Source organism: Thioclava atlantica, from assembly GCF_000737065.1.
GTDB lineage: Bacteria > Pseudomonadota > Alphaproteobacteria > Rhodobacterales > Rhodobacteraceae > Thioclava > Thioclava atlantica.
The window spans coordinates 441,153-462,922 of the sequence record NZ_AQRC01000001.1; the positions used below are offsets into that span (position 1 = coordinate 441,153).

The following is a 21,770-nucleotide window of genomic DNA, read 5'->3' on the forward strand; positions in this document are numbered from 1 at the left end:
CGCGGGGCGGGCAGGCTCAGCCCAGGAGGCGGATCGTCCAGAGCAGCGCCACGCCGCCGGAGAGCGCCACGAGGCCCAGCATGCGACGCTGGCCGGGCGACATGGCGCGCAGCAGATCGAGCGCGGCCTCGATACGCGAAGGGGCCAGCGCAAGCGCCAGCCCCTCGATCACAAGGACCAGTCCCAGACCGGTCAGAAGCATCGCCATCACTGGCCCGTCGCCGCCGCGGATGCGCTACCCCGCCCGGCGCCCGTCTCCGGCCCCGGGTTTTCCCCGATCGAGCGCAGGAAGCGACCATAGTCGAAATAGAGGCTGTCGGGCTGCGTCACCAGCGAGGAGGTCTGCGTCTTCATCGACTGCGCGTAGAATTGCAGCGCGCGGTTGAAGGCGAAGAACTGCGGATCCTTGCCATAGGCTTCCGCGTAGACCTTGTTGGCTTCCGCATCGGCTTCACCGCGCACGATCTCGGCTTCCTTCTTGGCCTTCGAGGTCACCTCGACCGCGGTCCGGTCGGCGGTGGCGCGCACGCGCTGTGCGGCCTCGGCGCCACGCGCCCGCTCGTCCGCGGCCTCGCGTTCGCGCTCGGCCCGCATCCGGCCATAGGTCGCGGCGAGGTTCTGCTCGGGCAGGTCGGTGCGGGTAAGCCGCACGTCGATCACGTCGACCCCGAGCGAGGCGGCCTCGCGCCGGGCCAGATCGCGGATGCGGTTCATCAGCGGCGTCCGGTCGTCAGACAGAACGGCCGTCGAGGGGACCGAACCCAGGACCTCGCGGATCGCGTTGTTCAGGATGCCGTCGATCCGGTTCTTGGCGATCTGCTCGCCGCCGCCGCCCACGGCCTCGCGGAACTTCACCGCGTCGACGATGCGCCAGCGTGCGAAGGCGTCCACGACGAGGCGGCGATCGTCCTCGGGGGTGATCTCGAGCGGCTGGGTGGTGAGGCTCAGGATCCGGTCGTCATATTTCATGACGATGTCGATCAGCGGGATCTTGAAGCCCAGACCCGGTTCGGTCCTGACCTGCTGAACCTCGCCGAAACGCAGCACGAGAGCTTTCTCGCGCTCGTCGACCACGAAGAAGGAGTTCAGCCCCAGGGCGATCAGGATCACCAGAACGGCTAGTGCGAAAGGTCCGCGCATCAGTTGCTCCCTCCGGTATTGGTGTTGCCGGTCGTGCTCGGGGCGGGTTTGCGAAGCTGGTCGAGCGGCAGGTAGGGCACGACGCCCCCGTCACCCTGCTTGGTGTCCACGACCATCTTGTCGAGCCCCGACAGCAGCTGACCCATGGTTTCGTAGTACATCCGCCGCTTGGTCACTTCGGGCGCCTTCTCGTATTCCTTGAGGATCGAGTTGAAGCGCGCCGCGTCACCTTCGGCGGCGTTGACGATCCGGGCCCGGTAGCCCTCGGCTTCTTCCTTGAGCTGGGCGGCTTCACCGCGAGCGCCCGCCGTCACCTTGTTGGCATAGGCGTCGGCTTCCTTCTCGAGCCGGTCACGCTCCTGCTGGGCGGCCTGCACTTCGCGGAAGCTGTCGATCACCTCGCGCGGCGGGTCGGCGCGGTTGAAGTTCACCCGCACGATGTTGATGCCCGCGTCATAGCTGTCGAGCGTGTTCTGCACCGCCTGGCGCAGGTCGGCCGCGATCTCGCCGCGTGCGGTCGAGAGGATCGGCGCGAGGTTCGAGCGCGCGATGATGTCGCGCATCGCCGATTCCGAGACCGCGCGGATCGTGTCCTGCGGATCGGTGAGGTTGAACAGGTACTTCGCCGGATCGTTGATGTTCCAGACCACCTGGAATTCCAGATCGACGATGTTCTGGTCGCCGGTGAGCATCAGCCCGGTATCGTTCGTGCCCGCGCGGCCCGAGCCGATATCGACGGTCTGTTCGCGGGTGACCGGCACCTTGGAATAGGTGATGAACGGCCAGGGAGCGAGATTGAGGCCCGGCCCCTTGGTCGCGTAATAGCGGCCGAACATCAATTCGACCGAACGCTCTTCGGGGTTCACCTTGTAGAGCGAGGAGGCCAGCCAGATCGCCACCACCGCGACGATCCCTACGAGCACGGCAAGCTTGACCGGGAAGGCACCACCCGGACCGCCGCCCGTGGGCCGGTTGGAGCGGCCACCGCCGCCCTTGCCGCCCATCAGGACCTTGAGCTGCTCCGATCCCTTGCGCATGAATTCCTCGATCTCGGGAATCTGCCCGCCCTCTCCGGGACGACGCTGACCGGGACGGTTGTCTTCGCGGCCATCGTCGCGGTCATCCCCGCCACCGCCGCTGCCCCACGGGCCTCCGTTGCTCATGTGCTCCTCACCTTTCCGTTATCTTCTCGGTCAGTTGGGTATCATCTTCGTGATTTCAATAATGCCGGGCCGGGTTACGCATCGTCACGAGTTCCTCCCCCATCGTCGGATGGACCGCGCAGGTCGCGTCGAACTGTTCCTTGGTCGCGCCCATCTTCATCGCGATCGCGACCATCTGGATCATTTCGCCCGCTTCGGGCGCGACGATGTGACAGCCAAGCACCTTGCGCGTCTCGCGGCACACGATCAGCTTCATCAGCACCCGCGCATCCGAGCCGGCAAAGCCCGACCGCATCGGCTTGAAGGTCGAGACGTAGATCTCGGTATTGCCCCGCTCTTCCGCCTCTTTCTCGGTGATCCCGCATGTGCCGAATTCGGGCTGGGTGAACACCGCCGAGGCCACCATCTCGTGATCGGAGGGACGCGCGTTGCCGCCGAAGATCGTGTCGGCGAAGGCGTGACCTTCGCGGATCGCCACCGGGGTGAGATTGATCCGGTCGGTCACATCGCCCACCGCAAAGATCGAGGGCACATTGGTCTGCGACCATTCGTCCACGATCACCTCGCCGCGCTCGCCGAGCTTGACGCCCGCCGTCTCGAGCCCGAGCCCCTCGGTATTGGGCGTGCGGCCCGTCGCATAGAGCACCGCGTCGAACCGCTCCTCGCGCCCGTCGCCGCAGGTGACGACGAGTTCGTCGCCCTCTTTCTCGATCTTGGTGATCACGACATGGGTGTGGATGTCGATCCCGCGCGCGCCCATCTGATCGACGATCAGGTCGCGCGCCTCGGTGTCGAAGCCGCGCAGCAGGGGGGAGCGGTTGAACTGGGTCACCTTCACGCCCAGCCCGTGCAGGATGCAGGCGAATTCGCAGGCGATGTAGCCCCCGCCCACGATCAGGATCCGTTCGGGCAGTCGCTCCATCTTGAAGACCTCGTTCGAGGTCATCACGAGGTCGCAGCCGGGGAAATCGGGCACGAAGGGACGCCCGCCGGTCGCGACGAGGATATGCTTGGCCGAAACGGTCGTGCCATCGGCGAGGCGCACCTCATGCGGCCCCGCAACGGTCGCGCGCTGATCATAGACCGTCACCCCGGCATTCTGTTGTCCGCGGCGATAGATCGCCTCGAGCCGGTCAAGCTCGGCATCGAGGGCGGTGCGGAAGCGCGGCCAGTCGAACGCGCCGACCGATGCGTCCCAGCCATAGGCGCGGGCCTCCTCGATCGCGTCGGGCGCGGTCGAGGCGAAGACCATCAGCTTTTTCGGGACGCAGCCGCGGATCACGCAGGTGCCGCCCATGCGGTATTCCTCGGCCAGCGCCACCTTCGCGCCATGGGTGGCCGAGATGCGGGCCGCCCGGACGCCGCCCGAGCCGCCGCCGATGACAAAGAGATCGTAATCGAAAGTCATGTCTGAGAGCTGTCCTTGTCCTGCCTCAGTCGAGATCGCGGAAGATGTTTTCCTCCTCGGCGAACTCGATCGTGTCATGCGCGACCGAGCCCTCGTTGATGTCGCGGATCTCGACCTTCCCGTCGGTGCCGCCGATGATCACGAGATCGCAGATGTCGATGAAGAGGCCGTTCTCGACCACGCCGGGGATCTGGTTGAGCACCAGCGCCAGCTGGCGCGGATTGCCGATCCGGTTGAGATGGAGGTCGATGATGTAATTGCCCTCGTCGGTGACATAGGGCTCCGAGCCGTTCAGGCGCAGGCTGGTCTGGCGACCGAGCACATCCATCGAGTCCAGCAATTCCTCGATCAGCGCGCGCGAGGTCTGCCAGCCGAAGGGGATGACCTCCACCGGAAGGGGGAAGCCGCCCAGATGGTTGACCTCCTTCGACGCGTCGGTGATCACCACCATCTGATCCGAAGCGGTGGCGACGATCTTCTCTTGCAGCAGCGCGCCGCCGCCGCCCTTGATCAGGTTCAGAGCCGGGTCGAACTCGTCGGCCCCGTCGATCGTGATGTCGAGCCATTTCGCCTCGTCGAGCGCGACCACGTCGATGCCGACCTGACGGGCCAGATCGGCGGTGCGCGCCGAGGTCGGAACGCCCACCAGCTTGAGCCCTTCCTCGCGCACGCGCTCGCCCAGGCAGCGCACCATCCAGGCGGCGGTGGAGCCGGTTCCGAGCCCGACGCGCATCCCGTCCTCGATGAGATCAACGGCCCGGCGGGCGGCGACGAATTTTGCCTTGTCGATTGGGGAGAGTTCGGCGGCCATCGGTTACTCCATGAAGCTTGGTTGCCCCGGTTATAGGCAATCATGCCCAAGGGTGCGAGGGTAATTGTGGCGGGTCCGGAGGGTGCGTTTCCGTCTCCCGGGGGCGCCGCGACGCGGCGCTACCGTCTTCTGACCCCGGGGGCATTTCGTCCGAAGACGGCCGGAGCCGGCGGGCATTCGCGCAAGGGCGCAGAGGCGAGCGCGTTGCGTTTCCGCGCGAAGCGGTCGAGAAATGGATCCAAATACCTATCGCCGATGCCTGTTTTGTCGCGCGCATGTCGTTTCGAAACCGGAGCGGCGGCCCCGGCGAGGGCAGAGTGGAGGAAACCGGGCAAGGAGGAAGCGGATGTTTCTGAGCGTCTTCGATATCTTCAAGATCGGCGTCGGGCCGTCCTCGTCGCATACGATGGGGCCGATGGTCGCGGGGGCGCGGTTTCTCGAGGCGCTGCGCGGATCGCCCTTCTCGGCGCAGGGGCTGCGGGTGCGGCTGCACGGATCGCTGGCTTTCACCGGCAAGGGCCACGCGACCGACCGCGCGACGATCCTCGGGCTGGCGGGGGTCGAGCCTGAAGACTATGACCACGACGCCGCCGAGGCGATCCTCGCCGCCAACGTCCGCGATGGCATTCTGAAGCCGCCGGGGCTGCCGCCGCTCGCCTTCGCGCCCGAAAGCGATCTGATCTTCGATTACGGACCCGCGCTGCCCGGCCATGCGAACGGAATGGTGATCGAAGCGCTCGACGCGCAGCGCGACGTGCTGATGCACGAGGTCTATTACTCGATCGGCGGTGGTTTCGTGCGCACCGAGGCCGAGCTCGCCGCGGTCGATGACGCGGCGCGCGACGCGCCCAGCCCCGTGCCCTATCCGTTCAAGAGCGCCGACGAGATGCTGACGATGGCGCATGGCTCGGGGCTGAGCATCGCGCAGATGAAGCGGCGCAACGAGGCGCGCTTTCGCAGCCATGAGGATATCGACGCGGGGCTGGCCCGGATCTGGGCCACGATGCGCGATTGCATGGAGCGCGGTCTGAGCACCGAGGGCGAATTGCCCGGGGGGCTGCGGGTCAAGCGCCGCGCGAAGGCGATCCATGACTCGCTGCGCGAGGATTGGGGCCGCAACCTCGCTCCGCCGCATCAGATCAATGACTGGATCTCGGCCTATGCGATGGCGGTCAACGAGGAAAACGCGGCCGGCGGGCAGGTGGTGACCGCGCCGACCAATGGCGCGGCGGGCGTGGTGCCGGCGGTGATCCGCTACTGGCTCGATCACGTGCCGCAGGCGCGCTCCGAGCAGATCCCGGACTTCCTGCTGACGGCGGCGGCCGTGGGCGGGCTGATCAAGACGAATGCCTCGATCTCGGGCGCGGAATGCGGCTGCCAGGCGGAGGTCGGGTCGGCCGCGGCGATGGCTGCGGCGGGGCTCGCGGCGGTGCTGGGGGGCAGCCCCGAGCAGATCGAGAACGCCGCCGAAATCGCGCTCGAACACCACCTTGGCATGACCTGCGATCCGGTGAAGGGGTTGGTGCAGGTCCCTTGTATCGAGCGCAACGGTCTGGGCGCGATCAAGGCGGTGTCGGCGGCGAGCCTCGCGCTGCGCGGCGACGGCACACATTTCGTGCCCCTCGATGCGGCGATCGAGACGATGCGGCAAACGGGCCGCGACATGCACGAACACTACAAGGAAACGAGCCTCGGCGGGCTGGCGGTGAACGTGCCCAATTGCTGAGGGGGCGGGTTGGAAGTGCCGCGAGCCATGCCAGTTCAGGGGGGCGAAACAAGTCCGCGAAACCCTCGCCGCAAGACGAGACCACCCGTTTGAACAGGGCAGGGCCCTTCAGCGGCAGCTCTTCGCTCGCGTTCACGAATTGTGTGAGCGACGAGCATGGGTTACGCTGAAATCCTTCACGCTGGAAATATCAACGGGCATTGCCGGACCTATGCGTTTAAGCCTCCTCAGAGCATTGGGATATTTGGCCGGCGCGCGCTGGACGGCCTGGGGCGGACGCAAGCGCATTGAAGCCAAGCAGATCCGCAACCTGCGGCATCTCGTCGAAAAGGCGCGCCGCGACTCTCCCTTGTTCCGCAGGCTCTATGCGGATCTGCGACCCTCAGACGAGATCGAACTGCAAGACCTGCCCGTGACCCGCAAGCTCGATCTCATGCGGGAATTCGACGACTGGCTGACGATCCGCTCTCTCCCCCTCGAGAAGGTCCGTGAGCACCTTCGGGATATCAGCAACGTTGGCGTGCCGATCAGCGATGTCGCCGTTTTCCAGACTTCCGGAACATCGGGAGAACCCGCGATCATCGTCCTGCCTTCATCTTTCGTCGAGTATTACTACGGGATCATGATGGCGCGCTTCGAGCGGTATCATTGGAGGCTCATCCGGGACGTCCGCAAGCTTGGCGTGCGGGTGACGATCACCGGCGGGAACGGCCACTTCGCGGGCAACGGGTTCCACAAGCTGGTGCGACGGCTCAACCCGGCTTTGGCGAAGGGTCTGGGATTGACCTTCATCGAGGCCGAGCAACCGATCGACCGGCTCGTCGAGAAGCTCAATGCGATCCCGAATGTCGCCTGGATCGTGACCTACCCCAGCATGCTCAGCATCCTCGTCAGGGAAAAGGAGGCCGGACGGCTGCGGATCGCGCCCGCGCTTTTCAGTACGGGAGGCGAGACACTTACCGACGAGCTTCGTATGCGGGTCGGGCGGGCCTTCCCCTCGCTCACATATGGCATCGCCGATTTCTACGGCTCCACCGAGTGCCTGGCGCTTTCGTTCACATGCAGCCACGGGCGGAAGCATGTGAACGAGGACTGGGTCATTCTCGAAGCGGTCGACGACGAGATGCGCCCGGTTCCCGACGGCACCTTGTCGGAAACCGTGCTCCTGACGGTGCTTGCCAACGAGGTCCAACCCTTCATCCGGTATGATCTGGGCGATTGCGTCCGGTTTGACGTGGACGCCTGCCCCTGTGGCTCGCCCTTCCGAAGTTTTCAGGTCGAAGGACGTCAGGCGACGCTCGTTCGTGTGGGCGACGTGACGCTGTCTCCGCTCGTCTTCGATCTGGAGCACGACCATGCCCAGCGTGTTCAGCTGGTCCAGACCGGCGAGAGGGATTTCGAGCTGCGGATACAGCTGGCCGACGACGCGGTCGCGGGGGAGGTTTTTGCAGAGGTCATCGAGGCGGTGAAACGGGTGTTTCGCGATAACGGGCTGGAGGAGGTCTCGGTGCGAGCAAGTCAGGCACCGCCCGAATTCACCGCGAGCGGCAAGTTCCACGAAGTCCTGCCCTTGCGAGGCGCGCAGCCCCGAGCATGACATGAGGACATCGCCCGGTCGGCTTGCGGGTCAGCAGCTCGGCGGGGTTCACTTCCGCTTTCGTGGGGCGCGCCTTGTTGAATGCAGGCATGCGCCGTTCTGCCGGAGACAAGAAAAACGCGCGCCAAGCAGTGCTTTGCCTCCGCCCCCTCCTGCGGTTTCCCTTGACTTATCGCCGCCGCGGTCTCATATCGAACACATCGCCGTGCTGCCGCGTGAGCAAGCCGCGCCCCTTTCGGGCGCACCGGCGACACCTCCCCGAGTTCCCATTCACGCAGGGTTCTGACACGCAAGGCCGGATGACACGGGACGCGCCCGGGTCGATCCAGAGGCTTTCGCGAACCCTCGCTCCGTGCCGCGATTTGCGGCCGGGCCCATGTCCGTACGTTCCAGACCGGGGCGGCGGCTATAAAGGATAGGCTTTGTCCGATTTCTCCACGCTGGGGCTTGCCCCGGCCGTTCTCAAGGCGCTGTCGCGCGCCAAACTGACCCAACCGACCCCGATCCAGGCGCAGGCGATCCCGCTGGCGCTGGCGGGGCATGACGTTCTGGGCCTCGCCCAGACCGGCACCGGCAAGACGCTGGCCTTCGGCCTGCCGCTGGTCGACAAGCTGCTCGCCGAGCAGGGCAAACCCTCGCCCAAGACCGTGAAGGCGCTGGTGCTGGCGCCGACCCGCGAACTGGTGAACCAGATCGCCGACAATCTCAGCACGCTCGTTCAGGGCAGCAAGCTCAAGGTCGCGACCGTCGTCGGCGGCCAGTCGATCAACCGCCAGATCGGGCTGATGCATCGCGGCAACGACATTCTCGTGGCCACGCCCGGCCGGCTGATCGACCTGATGGATCGCGGCGCGGTTGATCTGCGCTATACCCGTCACCTGGTGCTCGACGAAGCCGACCAGATGCTCGATCTCGGCTTCATCCACGCGCTGCGCAAGATCGCGCCGCGCCTGGGCACGCCGCGCCAGACCATGCTGTTCTCGGCCACCATGCCCAAACAGATGGAAGAACTCGCGCAGGCCTACCTGACCGATCCCAAGCGGGTGCAGGTGAGCCCTCCCGGCAAGGCGGCCGACAAGGTCACCCAGTCGGTGCACTTCTTCGACAGCAAGGGCGAGAAGGCGAGCAAGCTGCGCGAGATCCTTTCCGCGGACATGGGGGCGCTGACGCTCGTCTTCGCACGCACCAAGCATGGTGCCGAAAAGCTGATGAAGGGGCTGCGGGCCGATGGCTACAACGCCGAGTCGATCCACGGCAACAAATCGCAAGGCCAGCGCGACCGCGCGATCAAGGGGTTCCGTGAGGGCAAGGTGAATGTGCTGGTCGCGACCGATGTGGCCGCCCGCGGGATCGACATCCCGGGCGTGGCCTATGTCATCAACTTCGATCTTCCCGAGGTACCCGACGCCTATGTCCACAGGATCGGCCGCACCGCGCGCGCCGGGCGCGAGGGCGAGGCGATCGCCTTCTGCGGCCCCGAGGAATCGGGCCTGCTGCTGCAGATCGAAAAGCTGATGAAGATCGAGATCCCGACCGCGAGCGGCGAACGTCCGACCGAAGCGGTGCGCCCCTCGGCGCGCCCCGCACGTGGCCGTGGCCGAGGCGGCCCGCGTCAGGGCGGCAACAGCCGTGGCGCGAAACCCGCCGCAAAAGCCAAGCCGCAGGGGCAGGCCAAACCGCAAGGGCAGGGCGCACGGGCCGATGCCGGCGGAAACGCCGCTCCCCGGCGTCGCCGTCCGAAGCGGCGCAGCGTCGCTGCTTCGTGAGGATGAAGAAGGGCCGCGTCGAAGGACGCGGCCTTTTTTGTTTATTGAACGTCCAAGCGCGTTCCTTGAGTCGGGCGGTCCCGGTCGGCGCCCCGGTGTCTCACCCCACCTCCGCAAATACCTTCTTCAGTGCCGCCTCCAGCTTCTCCAGCATCTGGTCCATCTGCGGCTCGGTGAGGATAAACGGCGGGCAGAGCACGACCGACTGCCCGAGCGGGCGGCAGATCAGCCCCTGATCGGTGCAGGCATTCGCGATGCGCTCGGAGACCGAGAGCGACCCGTCGAAGGGTGTCTTGGTCTCGCGATCCTTCACCGCCTCCAGCGCCCACATGTAGCCGATGCCCCGCAGCTCGCCGATATTGGGGTTCTGCGCGATCTGCGCGAGCCCCGCTTCGAGGCGCGGGCTCAGGCGTTTGACGTTATCCGCCAGACCCTCGTTCATCACCACGTCGATGGCCTTGAGCGCGATCGCGCAGCCGACCGGGTGGCCCGAGGCGGTGAAGCCGTGCGGGAATTCCTCGATCGCCTCCGAGGCCGCCTGCATCCGGTCCGACAGCTCGGGGCCCAGGATCACCGCGCCCATCGGGAAGAAGCCAGCGGTGAGGTTCTTCGACGAGATGATCGCATCGGGCATGAACGCGTAGGTCTCGCAGCCCCAGGTGTTGCCGGTGCGCCCGAAGCCGCAGATCACCTCGTCCGAGATCAGCGGGATGTCGTATTTCTTGAGGATCTTCGCCACGGCCGGGAAATACCCTTTCGAGGGCGGGATCACCCCGCCCGCGCCCATCACGGGCTCGGCGAAGAAGCCCGCGATCGTGTCGGCGCCTTCCTTGATGATCGTCGCTTCCAGCTCATTCGCCAGACGCTGGGTGAACTGTTCCTCGGTCTCGCCCGGCTGGCCCTCGCGCCAGTAATGCGGGCAGGTCAGGTGTAAAAAGCCCGGCAGCGGCAGGCCGAAGACCGAGTTATAGGGCTTGCCCGTCATCGAGGCCGAGACCGCCGTCACCCCGTGATAGGCGTTCTTGCGGGTCAGGATCTTGCGCTTCTGCGGCTTGCCTTCCGAGGCATGCAGGAACCACAGCATCTTGACCATCGTGTCATTCGCCTCGGAGCCCGAGTTGGTGTAGAACACCTTCCCGTCGGCGAAGGGCGAGACCTCGATCAGCTTTTCCGACAGCATCACCGTCTGGTCCGACATCCGCCCGAAGAAGGCATGATAGCCGGGAAAGCGCGCATATTGCGCCTGCGCGGCCGCGATCAGACCGGGATGGTCGAACCCGGCGACCATGTTCCACAGGCCCGAATTCGCATCGAGATATTTCCGACCCTCGGTGTCGAAGATGTAAGGGCCCTCGCCATGGGTCACGACCACCGTGCCGCGGTCGTGGATCGTGGGCAGATCGGTGAAGCCGTAGAAGGAATGGGCATCCGCGCGGGCCTGCCAGCTCTGGTCTTTCATCTCGCGACTCCTCATATGCGCTCGCCCATGAGGCTATCCGCGGGAAAGGCCGCGTCAATGGGAAGTGAGATCCCGGGACAGGTGCGGGTTGCGCGCGCGCGTCCGGCAGGGCAGTCTGCGCGCGAACCCTTCCCAACGGAGCCCCTCCCCATGGCCGGCCCCCATCCCCGCATCAGCCTCTGGGCGGTCGAGGTCTTCGTGGCGACGGCCGAGGAAGGCGCGATCACCGCGGCCGCGCGCCGGTTGGGGGTCTCCGCCCCGGCGGTGAGCCAGCAGCTCGCGACGCTCGAAGTGGCTCTTGGGGCCGAACTGGTCGATCGCTCGGCCCGGCCCTTCGCGCTCACGGCGGCGGGCCGCGCCTTCCTGCCCCATGCCGAGGGGATGCTCGACGAACTCGCGCGGGGGCGCGCCGGTGTCGGGCAGGCAGATCCGTCCGGGCTCACCAGCTTCCGGCTCGGCATGGTCGAGGATTTCGAGGCCGAGGTGACACCGCTTCTGCTCGCCGGAATGGCCGAGGAACTGACTTCGTGCCGGTTCGAGCTCGAGACCGGCCCGAGCCACCGACTCCTGAGCAAGCTCGAGGCGCGGGGCCTCGATGTCGCGGTCGCCGCCGAACCGGAAGGTGCGGCGCTGGAGGGGATCGAGATCCATCCGCTCCTGTCGGAGCCCTTCATCGCGATCCATCCCGCGGGCGGTGGGAAACGCGATCTGCCGCTCATCCATTACTCGCAGCGCACGCTGATGGGGCGCCAGATCGCCGCGCATCTCGCGCGGGGCGGCAAGGCGCCGGGTCACCGCCTCGAACTCGACAGCTATCCCGCGATCCTGGCGCTTGTCGCGGCGGGGCAGGGCTGGACGATCCTCACCCCCTCGGCGGTGCATCACGCCTCGACCGATGGTCTGGAACTGTCCCCTCTTGCGGGGGCGCCCTTCAGCCGGCGCATCGTGCTCGCGGCGCGCGCCGGGCTGATGGGGGTGTGGCCGGGCCGGGTTGCGGAGCGCCTGCGCGATCTGCTCTCGGAGAGGGTGGTCGCTCCGGCGCTGGCGGAAGCGCCCTGGCTCGAAGGGGCGTTGCGGGTCGAGAAAGCCTGAGCGCGCCTCAGCCGGGCAGCCCGAGCCCGAGCAGCGCCGCGTGAAGCTCCGAGCGCGGCAACATCAGGAGCGCCGGCCCCTCGAGCGCGATCCGCACCGGACCGGTGGCGCGGTTCGAGGTGCCCACCCGCTCGGCCGGGGTGAAGGCTATTCCGTCGAGCGGCCAGTGCAGCCCCTCGGAACGTGCGGTGACCGGGCCGAAGGGATAGAGCGAGACCCGCGTCTCCGGGGCAAGATCGAGGGCGATCTCGGGGGGGCAGCGGAAAATGACTTCCTGATCGGCGAACATCACCACCCGCGCGTCGCTCCGCACCAGGTCGGTCATCGCGGCCAATGTGTGATCGAGCCGCAAGCCGGTGAAGCCGAGCGCGAGGACGAACGGCGCCTCGATCCGCTGCAGGCATTTGGCGAAATCGGTGCTGTCCTGTTCGGCGATGTGATGGACCCTGGATCCCAGCTGCTCGCGCGCCTGCGCCGAGAGAGAGTCGAGATCGCCGATGACGGCGTGCGGATCATGGCCGAGCGCGAGCGCGTGATCGCCCCCGCCATCGGCCGCGACAAGGCAGGGCGCAAGGGCCAAAGCTTCGTCGATATCGGCCGCTCGGACCTCCCCGGCCCCAAGCAGGGTTACACCGGACGAGCAATGGACAATGCGTTTGAACATGTCATGATTGATGGCGATTATGGCGGGGAATGACAATCCGGCCCGATAAATTTCCTTTCATTTGCCTTTTTTCGTTCATGGGAAAGAACCAGTTGCCCCTGAAGGTGGCTGAAACGAAGTATTAGAGTATCAGAGAAAGCGGGTGGCCCATGGTTGGTGCAAGCAAGATCCTGACCGTTTCCTACGGCACGTTCTCGTGCACCCTTGAGGGCTTCGACGAGCCGTTCAAGACGATGAAGGCGATTGCGGAATACTTCCGGGATCTGGCGGCCGAAGACCGTTTCTTCGGGGCCGAACCCCCGCAGCCCGACACGGAAATGCTTCACCGCATCGCCGAGCGCGAGATCCAGCGCCGTGTCGAGGCGAAGGTCAGCGAAAACGGCATCGTGCTGCGTCAGCCCGAAAGCGTCGAAGACGAAGAGGCCGCCGAAGCGGAAGCCCCCGCGGCCCCGCAGGGAGAGGCGCTTCCGAGCGCGCCGGTGGCCGAAACCGCAGTCGCCGAGCCCGAAGTGGCGGTCGAACCCGAAGTGACGGTTGATACCGTTACGGTCACCGCGCGCTCCGAAGCGCCCGCAACCGCCCCCGAGGCAGAGGCGGTTCCGGAATCGGTGGCCGCCAAGCTGCAGCGCATCCGCGAAGCCGTGGCGCGGGCCCGTGCCGCGCAATCCGAAACCGTCGTGGAAGAGGACGAGCCGAGCTCGGTCGCCGAGGGCATGGCCGCACGCTTCGCCCCCGAACCCTCCGCCGAATCCGAGGATTTCGGCTACGAGCTTGACATCTCGGGGCCGCTGAGCAGCGACGAGATCATCGAGGAGCTCGCGGAAGAAGTCGAAGAGACCGAAGTCGCCGAGGAGGCGGAGACGGTCGAAGCGACTGTCGACGTGACCGCCACCGAAGACGCGACCGAGGCGCAGGACAAAGCCGCCGAGGCGGAAGAGCGCCTGCAGGAGGTCGTGGCCGAGGCCGAAGAGGCGCCCGAAGAGCGCACCGCGGAAGAAGCCGTCTCGGAAGAGCCCGTCGAAGAGATCGAGGAGATCGAGGAGATTTCGCTCGAGATCGAGCTGGCCGAGGACGCGAGTGCCGAGGAGGCCGCCGAAGAGACGGACGAAGCTGTGGCCGAGGAAACCGCGGAGGCAGAGGAAGAACCCGTCACCCCGATCCGTGCGCGCGTGATCAAGGTGCGCCGTCCGGAGCAGAAAATGGCTCAGGCTCCCGCGGAAACCCCTGTCGAACCGGCGGAAGAGGACGATCTCGCCGCGCGCCTCGCCAGCGAGTTGGCGGCCGAGACCGCCGCCGAGGAAGCCGAAGAACAGGAGCCCGTCACGGGCAGCCTGAGCGCCGAGGCGGAAGCCGAATTGATGCGCGAGCTTGCGGCGCTCGAGATGGAAGAGCCGGCTTCGGCCGCGATTGCGGAAGAACCTGAAGAGGCGGCGGAAGAGTTCGAGGCGCCTGTCGCCCGGCAGGCCGACGAGGACGAGCGCGCGGAGGAAGCCCTTGGGGAGGAACACCCGAAGGCCGATGTGCTGATCCTCGGCGAGACCGCGAAGGCGGATGAAGAGGAAGCTGGCGGATCGGTCGTGGAAGAGCAGGAACTCGATCGCGAGGCCGAGATGTCGCGCCTTCTCGAGGAGGCCGACAAGCAAGCGAAGGGTGAGGATACTCGCCGCCGCTTCTCCGCGATCGCGCATCTCAAGGCCGCAGTGGCCGCGACCGTCGCGGACCGCATCGCCAAGGGGCAGGACACCGCGAAAGGCGGCGCGCCCGAATCGGATGCGAGCGAGCCCTATCGCGAGGATCTAACCCAGGCGGTGCGCCCGCGTCGTCCGGTTTCGGCCGGTGAGCCCTCGGCGCGCCGCCCCGAACCGATGCGCCCGTCGCCGCTGGTGCTCGTCTCCGAGCAGCGGATCCATTCCGCGCCCGACGAGGACGAGCCGGAGACCGAGGCGGCTGAAACCCAGATGGTGCGTCCGCGCCGCATCTCGACCGCGCAATTCGCGACCAGCGTGGGTGGCGATGACGGGCTTTCGCCGCTCGATCCGCAGCAGGCCAAGAGCTTCGCGGAATTCGCCGAAAGCCTCGGCCCGCAGGGGCTCTCCGATATTCTCGAGGCCGCCGCCGCCTATACCTCGGTCATCGAGGGGCGTCCGCATTTCTCGCCGCCGCAGATCATGCGCAAGCTCTCCTCCTTCGAGGAAACCGCGGAAGTGCCGCGCGAAGAGCGGATGCGCGTCTTCGGCCGGCTGCTGCGTCAGGGCAAGATCACCAAGGTCAAGCGCGGCCAGTACGCGATCACCGAAGCCTCGCGCTATTGGGACGAGGCGAAGATGGCATCGGGTCAGTAAGACCGAGGACCCAAAGAGAACGGGCGGCCCCGAGGGGCCGCCCGTTTTCGTTCCGTCTGCGAGATCAGTCCTGCCGGTCTTCGTCCGGCGCCGCCTTGCCGACCCCGGTGAAGATCGGCTTCAGCGGCACGATCCACAGCAGCCCCAATCCGACATAGACGCCGAGCTCGGCCCAGATCGGCAGCCGCCCCCACCGCGCGCCCGCCCAGTTCACCACGCTCACCGCGACGACGATATAGGCAGGCAGCCCCACCACGAGGGCCAGAAGCGAGAGGCGGCGGCGGGCCTTGTAGCTCAGCGCCATCGGATCAATCCGCGAAGGGATCGGTCACGAGGATCGTGTCGTCGCGCTCGGGACTCGTGGAGAGCATCGCCACGGGGCAATCGATCAGCTCCTCGATTCGGCGGACATATTTGATCGCGGCGGCGGGAAGGTCGGCCCAGCTGCGCGCCCCTTCGGTCGATTCCGACCAGCCCTCGATCTCCTCGTAGACCGGCACGCAGCGCTTCTGCTCCTCGGCCGCGGTCGGCAGAAAGTCGAGGCGCTCTCCGTCGAGCTCGTAGCCCACGCAGATCTTGATCGTCTCGAACCCGTCAAGCACGTCGAGCTTGGTCAGCGCGATGCCGTTGACGCCCGAGATCGCGCAGGTCTGGCGCACCAATGCGGCGTCGAACCAGCCGCAGCGGCGCTTGCGCCCGGTGACGGTGCCGAATTCATGCCCGCGCGTGCCCAGCCGGTTGCCGTCCTCGTCATTGAGCTCGGTCGGGAAGGGGCCCTCGCCGACGCGGGTGGTGTAGGCCTTCACGATGCCGAGCACGAAATCGATCGCACCCGGCCCCATGCCGGTGCCCGCCGCCGCCTGGCCCGCGACCACGTTCGAGGAGGTCACGAAGGGATAGGTGCCGAAGTCGATATCGAGGAGCGAGCCCTGCGCGCCTTCGAACAGGATGCGTTTACCCTGCTTGCGCTTCTCGCTCAGCACCTTCCAGACGGGGGCTGCGTATTTCAGGATCTCGGGGGCGATCTCGCGGAGCTGCGCGATCAGCGCGTCGCGGTCGATCGGCTCGATGCCGAGGCCGCGGCGCAGCGGGTCGTGATGCTGGAGCGCGCGATCGACGCGGGCGATCAGGGTCTCCTCGTCGGCGAGATCGGCGACGCGTACCGAACGGCGGCCCACCTTGTCCTCATAGGCCGGTCCGATGCCGCGGCCCGTGGTGCCGATCTTGGTGCCCTTCGAGGCCGCTTCTTCGCGCGCGCGGTCGAGTTCGCCATGGATCGGCAGGATCAAGGGCGTGTTCTCGGCGATCATCAGCGTCTCGGGGGTGATCTCGACGCCCTGGTCGCGGATCTTCTCGATCTCGGCGATCAGGTGGAACGGGTCGAGCACGACGCCATTGCCGATCACCGAGAGCTTGCCGCCGCGCACCACGCCCGAAGGCAGCGCGTTGAGCTTGTAGACCTTGCCGTCGATCACCAGCGTATGGCCCGCATTGTGGCCGCCCTGGAAGCGCGCGATCACGTCGGCGCGTTCGCTGAGCCAGTCCACGATCTTGCCTTTCCCCTCGTCACCCCACTGGGCGCCGACGACGACGACATTGGCCATTGCATTCTCCTTGGCAGGTATGAAACCGCGCGAGATATAGCGGCTGCGCGCGCGCGACGAAACCCCGCAAATGCATGTGGGGAAGGGCGTGCGGAAGTCGCGCACGGGCGCATGGCTGGAGAGCCGGGATGCCTCCGGCGGGGATATTTGGGGCATTTGGAAGGAGAGGGGAGCCCGCCGATCCGGCGCGCCGTGTCGATTTGACCCCGCGAAAGGGGAAAATCCGGCAGAGCGGCCTTGCGCCTCAAGACTCATCCGCCTAGATAGGCGCGTCGAATGAAAGAAGGCTCGGACCCGTTCCATGGAAAACGTCGTTCTCTCGATCCATCTGATCCTCGCGCTGCTTCTGATCGGCGTGGTGCTGCTGCAACGCTCCGAAGGGGGCGGGCTCGGCATGGGGTCGTCCAATGCGTCGAGCGGCGTGGGCGGGCTGATGACGGGGCGCCAGGCGGCCAATGCGCTGACCCGGCTCACCTGGATCCTCGCGGTGGGCTTTCTCGCGACCTCGGTGACGCTGACCGTTCTCGCCGCCCAGAAGGCGCGCGACGAGTCGGTGGTCGATCGCACGACGACCCAGCAGAGCGCCCCGGCGCAGACGGCCCCGGCCGCGCCCGCCGATCAGGGCAGCCAGCCGCCGTCGCTCGACGTGGTGATGCCGCCGGCCCCGAGCGGGTCGGACGCGCAGGGCTCGGGCAATGCGGCCGGTGAGAGCACGACCGAGGGTCAGGCTGCGCCCGCCGGCCCGGTGACGCCCCCGGCTGCCAACTAATCTCGACAAAATGGCCACCATCCCTTGGGGGGGTGGCCGGATCCTCACTCAATAACTTGCGGTCTGGTTGCGGGCAGGCTGCGAATCGTGTAAGCATTAAATCCCGTGATCCTGCACCCGTTGCGGTCAGGAATTGATTTTGAATTTCGCAGATCACGGGAGTCTTCAATGGCACGATATGTCTTCATCACCGGCGGTGTGGTCTCCTCGCTCGGCAAGGGGCTGGCATCGGCGGCGCTGGGGGCTTTGTTGCAGGCGCGCGGCTTCTCGGTGCGGCTCAGGAAGCTCGACCCCTATCTGAACGTCGACCCGGGCACGATGTCGCCGTTCGAACATGGCGAGGTCTTCGTGACCGATGACGGGGCCGAGACCGATCTCGACCTGGGCCATTACGAACGCTTCACCGGCGTGTCGGCGCGCAAGACCGACTCGATCTCCTCGGGGCGGATCTACACCAATGTGCTCGAGAAGGAGCGGCGCGGGGAATATCTGGGCAAGACGATCCAGGTGATCCCGCATGTCACCAACGAGATCAAGGACTGGATCTCGATCGGCGATGACGAGGTCGATTTCATGCTGTGTGAGATCGGCGGCACGGTCGGCGATATCGAGGGGCTCCCCTTCTTCGAGGCGATCCGGCAATTCGCGCAGGACCGGCCGCGCGGCGAGTGCATTTTCATGCATCTGACGCTGCTGCCCTATCTGGCGGCGAGCGGGGAGCTGAAGACCAAGCCCACGCAGCACTCGGTCAAGGAATTGCGCTCGATCGGGTTGCAGCCCGACGTTCTGGTCTGCCGCTCGGAGCAGCCGATCCCGGAGAAGGAACGCGGCAAGATCGCGCTCTTCTGCAACGTGCGCCCCGAGTCGGTGATCCCGGCCTATGATCTGAAATCGATCTACGAGGCGCCGCTGGCCTATCACCGGGCGGGGCTCGATCAGGCGGTGCTCGACGCGTTCGGCATCTCGCCCGCGCCCAAGCCCGAACTGAGCCGTTGGGAAGACGTGATGGACCGTCTGAACAATGCCGAGGGCGAGGTGCGTGTCGCGATCGTGGGCAAATATGTCCAGCTCGAGGATGCCTACAAGTCGATCGCCGAGGCGCTGACCCATGGCGGGATGGCGAACCGGGTCCGGGTGAAGGCCGAATGGATCGATGCGGAGATCTTCGAAAAGGAAGATCCGGCGCCGCATCTGGAGAATTATCACGCGATCCTTGTGCCGGGCGGCTTCGGCGAACGCGGCACCGAGGGCAAGATCCGCGCCGCGCAATTCGCCCGCGAGAAGGGCGTGCCCTATCTCGGGATCTGCCTCGGGATGCAGATGGCGGTGATCGAGGCGGCGCGCAACCTTGCCGGCGTGGAGGATGCAGGCTCCGAGGAGTTCGACCACGAGGCGGGCCGGAAGCGCTTCACCCCGGTCGTCTATCACCTCAAGGAATGGGTGCAGGGCAACCACCGTGTCGAGCGCAAGCTCGATGACGACAAGGGCGGGACGATGCGGCTGGGCGCCTATTCGGCCTCGCTCAAGGAGGGCTCGAAAGTGGCCAGCGTCTACGGCTCGTGCGATATCGAGGAGCGCCACCGGCACCGCTACGAGGTCGACAACAAGTATCGCGAGCCGCTGGAGAAATGCGGCCTGACCTTCTCGGGCATGTCGCCCGATGGCCGCTTGCCCGAGATCGTCGAGCATGAAGGCCATCCGTGGTTCATCGGGGTCCAGTTCCATCCCGAACTGAAGTCGAAACCCTTCGCGCCGCATCCGCTCTTTGCGGGCTTCATCAAGGCCGCGCTGGATCAGAGCCGGCTCGTGTAAGCCAGGTGGCCCAAAGAGATCGAAGGAAGCCGCGCCTCAGCTTTGCGCGGCTTTTTTCTTTTTCTTCTTGCCGCCGCCGCTGCCGGATTTCGCCGCTTTCGCGCTGCCGCGCGCCGGGTCGATCTGGCGGGCAAGCTCGGTCGGGTCGAGCCGGGTCAGCGTCTGCAAAAAGCCCGAGACCGCGTCGAGAACCTCGCACAGCGCCGCGGCGCGCGGATCCGCGCTGCGGGCCTCGAGCGCGGAAAGCTGATCGCGCGCGGGGCCGATCACCCGACGCTCGCGTTCGGCGATCATCAGCCGCGCGAGTTCCCAAGCATCGGTGGGGGCCACGAAGAAATCCTTGCGCGAGCCCGGCGAACGCGCGGCCTGAACGAGCCCGGCCTCGCGCAGTTCCTTGAGCGCGGTCGAGACATTGGAGCGCGACAGCGACAGCTGCTCGACCAGATCATCGGCGGACGGGGCCTGGGCGGCGCGCCAGATCGCGCCGAGGCAGCGCCCGGCGGGACGGGAAAATCCGAAACGGGGGGCGAGTTCGGCGAAAGCTTCGGGCAGGTCGGTGTCGATCATCTATCCTTCTTTCGCCATTGCGCGTCAGGGCGTCGCGGGCGCGGCTCTGAGGGCGGCGGAAAGCCCCGCGATCAGAGCCGCCTCCCCGTCGCCCAAGGTGACCTGCGCGCCCTGCGCTTGCAAGGCGCGCACGCAAATATTCGACCAGCCCGGAGCGGTTGGAGAGGAGAGCGCGAGCACGCTCTGGCCGAGCCACCAGGGCCGGGCGGCCGCAAGTTCCGCCCCCAGTACCGCACCGGCGGCACGTTGCGAGCTTTGGCCAAGGCTGAGGGGGGCGAGCTCGCGGCTGATCCGTTCGGGGCGCGAGAGCGTGTCGGCGAGGGCGGCGTCGAACGCGTCGCCTTCGGCAAGCGGCGCGCCCATCGCGGCGAGGATCGCGGCCGAGGCCGCGCGCATCACGCTGACCACTTCGCCCGCCGAGATATGGGCCCAGAGCGTGCTCGCCCCGCAGATCCAGATCACCCCGTCGAAGCGGGGCACACCGGCGAGGATGCCCGCAATTCTCGCGGCCTCGGGGGGCGTGATCATCGTGGCGTCGCTGCTCTGGACGAGCCCCGGCAGGGCGGGGAGCGCGCGGCCGCCGATCTCGACATGGGGCAGCGCGCCTTCGGGCACAGGCGTGCAGGGCAGGGGGCGCAGGTCGAGCCCGGTCCCCGAGGCCGCGACCACCGCCGGAAGGTCTTCGGGCAGGAGCGGGCGCGGCGCGGGCCCGGAGCGCCGGTCGCGCACCGTGCCGTCAGCGTCCAGATGGAGCGCGCGCCAGCGCCCGGTTTCTTCGGTCAGTGCAATCCAATCCGTCATCGGTCTGAATTTGCACGTCCCGGGGGCAGGATCAACTCCCCGACAGGCAGGCGGTGATCTTCTCGACATTCGAGCGCATCAGGGTCTCGTAGAGATCGCGCCCATAGTCGAGCCCGCTTCCCGACGGGTCGAGCGGCGCGCCCAGCTTGACCGGGGTGCCCTGCACCAGCAGTGAAATCATCTTCGGGTCATGCTGGGCCTCGGGGAAGGCGCAGACCGCACCGGACTGCTCCGCCAGCTTGCGCAACTCGGACACATGCGCGGCCCCGGGCGTCGCCGCATCGCCCAGCGAGAGCGTGCCGGCGACATGGAGCCCGTAATGGTCCGCGAAATAGCCATAAGCATCGTGGAAGACGAGGATCGGCTTGTCGACGACGGGAGCGAGCTTGGCGCGCAGTTCCCCGTCCATCGCCGCGATCCGCGCTTTCGCGGCCTCAGCATTGGCGCGGTAGGTCGCGGCATGCTCGGGATCGGCCTTGGCGAGCGTTTCCGCGATCGCTCCGAGCCAAGCTTGGGCATTGGACGGGTCGAGCCAGGCATGGGGATCGGTCCCCGCGTGGTCATGCTCGTCCCCATGCCCGTCCGCATGTCCGCCCGCGGCCTCGTCATGGGCATCGGCGGCGCCGAACTGGCGCGGATGGGTGCCCGGCGCCTCGAGCAGTTCGACCGCTTGCCCCTTGGTGCCGATCCCCTCGAGCGCGCGGGCCAGCCAGGGTTCGAGTTCGGGCCCCACCCAGAAGGTGACCGAGGCGTCCTGAAGAGCGCGCGCCTTGCTGGGGCGCAACTGGAACTCGTGGGGGTCGGCTCCCTGGTCGAGAAGGATTTCCGGTGTGCCGAGATCGCCCATCACCTGGGCTGCGAGCGACTGCACGGGGGGAATGTCGGTCAGCACCTTCGGCACCTCGGCCTGTGCGAGGTTGGGAAGGGCAAGCGCGGATAGGATTAACGCGAGGGAGAGGCGCATCGGGGGCTCCTGATATCTTGAACACGGTTGCGGAATATGTATGTTATAAAATAACCAGTCAAGCGGAATTGTAATAAGGTAACAA

General features: G+C 66.7%; 19 protein-coding genes. 7 read left to right on the top strand and 12 right to left on the bottom strand.

Translation table 11 applies throughout. The features are described from left to right. Positions 1-16: 16 nt before the first annotated feature. The 5 genes from DW2_RS02140 to rpiA are packed head-to-tail and all read right to left on the bottom strand — an operon-like array spanning position 17 to position 4,522. Entirely contained in the window at positions 17-208 is a 192-nt protein-coding gene (locus tag DW2_RS02140; RefSeq protein ID WP_038143090.1) for a DUF2065 family protein, read from the bottom strand. Then, complete coding sequence (gene hflC, locus DW2_RS02145) at positions 208-1,143, bottom strand: protease modulator HflC (protein WP_420340827.1); 936 nt, start codon at positions 1,141-1,143, stop codon at positions 208-210. The genes DW2_RS02140 and hflC overlap by 1 nt, the downstream gene beginning before the upstream one ends. Next, a complete protein-coding gene (gene hflK / locus DW2_RS02150) occupies positions 1,140-2,303 on the bottom strand; it encodes an FtsH protease activity modulator HflK (protein ID WP_038143094.1) in 1,164 nt (387 codons plus the stop codon). The genes hflC and hflK overlap by 4 nt, the downstream gene beginning before the upstream one ends. Positions 2,304-2,358: 55 nt before the next feature. Then, complete coding sequence (gene gor, locus DW2_RS02155) at positions 2,359-3,711, bottom strand: glutathione-disulfide reductase (RefSeq protein ID WP_038143096.1); 1,353 nt, start codon at positions 3,709-3,711, stop codon at positions 2,359-2,361. 25 nt (positions 3,712-3,736) lie between these two features. Next, positions 3,737-4,522: a ribose-5-phosphate isomerase RpiA gene (gene rpiA, locus DW2_RS02160; RefSeq protein WP_038143098.1), complete on the bottom strand. Its 786-nt coding sequence runs from the start codon at positions 4,520-4,522 to the stop codon at positions 3,737-3,739. 346 nt (positions 4,523-4,868) lie between these two features. Between rpiA and DW2_RS02165 the strand changes: the two genes are divergently transcribed. From DW2_RS02165 to DW2_RS02175, 3 genes are all read left to right on the top strand, one after another. Further along, the gene (locus DW2_RS02165; RefSeq protein WP_038143101.1) at positions 4,869-6,248 is read left to right on the top strand and encodes an L-serine ammonia-lyase; all 1,380 of its coding nucleotides are present in this window, start codon (positions 4,869-4,871) and stop codon (positions 6,246-6,248) included. A gap of 235 nt (positions 6,249-6,483) precedes the next feature. After that, entirely contained in the window at positions 6,484-7,845 is a 1,362-nt protein-coding gene (locus DW2_RS02170) for a phenylacetate--CoA ligase family protein (protein ID WP_238321230.1), read from the top strand. Between the two features lie 422 nt (positions 7,846-8,267). Continuing rightward, complete coding sequence (locus DW2_RS02175) at positions 8,268-9,611, top strand: DEAD/DEAH box helicase (RefSeq protein ID WP_038143108.1); 1,344 nt, start codon at positions 8,268-8,270, stop codon at positions 9,609-9,611. A 100-nt stretch (positions 9,612-9,711) separates the two neighbouring features. On the opposite strand, the gene DW2_RS02180 is transcribed toward DW2_RS02175, so the two are convergent. Then, positions 9,712-11,070: an aminotransferase gene (locus DW2_RS02180; RefSeq protein ID WP_038143111.1), complete on the bottom strand. Its 1,359-nt coding sequence runs from the start codon at positions 11,068-11,070 to the stop codon at positions 9,712-9,714. Between the two features lie 150 nt (positions 11,071-11,220). Here DW2_RS02180 and DW2_RS02185 point away from each other — a divergent pair, with 150 nt between their 5' ends. After that, positions 11,221-12,162, top strand: a complete 942-nt coding sequence (locus DW2_RS02185) for a LysR family transcriptional regulator (protein ID WP_038143114.1) — start codon at positions 11,221-11,223, stop codon at positions 12,160-12,162. A gap of 7 nt (positions 12,163-12,169) precedes the next feature. On the opposite strand, the gene DW2_RS02190 is transcribed toward DW2_RS02185, so the two are convergent. After that, positions 12,170-12,826 (bottom strand): thiamine diphosphokinase, encoded by a 657-nt coding sequence (locus tag DW2_RS02190; RefSeq protein WP_038143468.1) that lies wholly within the window; start codon positions 12,824-12,826, stop codon positions 12,170-12,172. 149 nt (positions 12,827-12,975) lie between these two features. Between DW2_RS02190 and DW2_RS02195 the strand changes: the two genes are divergently transcribed. Next, complete coding sequence (locus DW2_RS02195; RefSeq protein ID WP_038143117.1) at positions 12,976-15,168, top strand: hypothetical protein; 2,193 nt, start codon at positions 12,976-12,978, stop codon at positions 15,166-15,168. 64 nt (positions 15,169-15,232) lie between these two features. On the opposite strand, the gene DW2_RS02200 is transcribed toward DW2_RS02195, so the two are convergent. After that, the gene (locus DW2_RS02200) at positions 15,233-15,472 is read right to left on the bottom strand and encodes a DUF2842 domain-containing protein (RefSeq protein ID WP_038143120.1); all 240 of its coding nucleotides are present in this window, start codon (positions 15,470-15,472) and stop codon (positions 15,233-15,235) included. 4 nt (positions 15,473-15,476) lie between these two features. Then, a complete protein-coding gene (locus DW2_RS02205; protein WP_038143123.1) occupies positions 15,477-16,772 on the bottom strand; it encodes an adenylosuccinate synthase in 1,296 nt (431 codons plus the stop codon). Positions 16,773-17,073: 301 nt separating this feature from the next. Here DW2_RS02205 and secG point away from each other — a divergent pair, with 301 nt between their 5' ends. Beyond that, entirely contained in the window at positions 17,074-17,541 is a 468-nt protein-coding gene (secG, locus tag DW2_RS02210) for a preprotein translocase subunit SecG (protein WP_038143126.1), read from the top strand. Positions 17,542-17,709: 168 nt separating this feature from the next. Next, the gene (locus DW2_RS02215; protein ID WP_038143129.1) at positions 17,710-19,353 is read left to right on the top strand and encodes a CTP synthase; all 1,644 of its coding nucleotides are present in this window, start codon (positions 17,710-17,712) and stop codon (positions 19,351-19,353) included. 36 nt (positions 19,354-19,389) lie between these two features. On the opposite strand, the gene DW2_RS18930 is transcribed toward DW2_RS02215, so the two are convergent. From DW2_RS18930 to DW2_RS02230, 3 genes are read right to left on the bottom strand one after another with little or no spacing between them, the layout of a single operon-like run. Next, positions 19,390-19,920 carry a GbsR/MarR family transcriptional regulator gene (locus DW2_RS18930; protein ID WP_051855156.1) on the bottom strand — a complete coding sequence of 177 codons (531 nt, stop codon included), beginning with the start codon at positions 19,918-19,920 and terminating at the stop codon, positions 19,390-19,392. A gap of 24 nt (positions 19,921-19,944) precedes the next feature. Beyond that, entirely contained in the window at positions 19,945-20,721 is a 777-nt protein-coding gene (locus tag DW2_RS02225; protein WP_051855158.1) for a 2-dehydro-3-deoxygalactonokinase, read from the bottom strand. 31 nt (positions 20,722-20,752) lie between these two features. Next, positions 20,753-21,685, bottom strand: a complete 933-nt coding sequence (locus DW2_RS02230; protein ID WP_038143132.1) for a zinc ABC transporter substrate-binding protein — start codon at positions 21,683-21,685, stop codon at positions 20,753-20,755. Positions 21,686-21,770 lie beyond the last annotated feature (85 nt).